Source organism: Xenorhabdus innexi, assembly GCF_002632485.1.
Taxonomy (GTDB): Bacteria; Pseudomonadota; Gammaproteobacteria; order Enterobacterales; family Enterobacteriaceae; genus Xenorhabdus; species Xenorhabdus innexi.
Window position 1 is genome coordinate 1 of the sequence record NZ_NIBU01000292.1, and the last position, 279, is coordinate 279.

The following is a 279-nucleotide window of genomic DNA, read 5'->3' on the forward strand; positions in this document are numbered from 1 at the left end:
GGTAATTAAACTGTCCTGAAATATCCCGTCAGGCCGGGCAATACCGGTCAGGTGACGGGCCGATTCGGCCAGAAAGGCCCCGGTAAAGGCAGTGCCCTGTGCCCACGGTTTTACATAGTGCCGCAGGGTACGGAGATACGGGTCAGGCTCATCGTCATCCTGACAAAAGAACTGCACCACCCACGGTGAAATATCATCCTCTTCCAGACTGTCCTGCACCGCATCTTCCAACTGGTCGCGGATTTCAGTCAGACGCTCAGCCGGGCGGCCTTCGGTGGC

The 279-nt window shown here is 57.7% G+C and carries 1 protein-coding gene; it reads right to left on the bottom strand.

Annotated features, from left to right (window positions below; translation table 11 throughout):
- Positions 1 to 279, bottom strand: a 279-nt coding sequence (locus Xinn_RS21670) for a TraC family protein (protein WP_153043458.1), incomplete at both ends; no start/stop codon positions are given.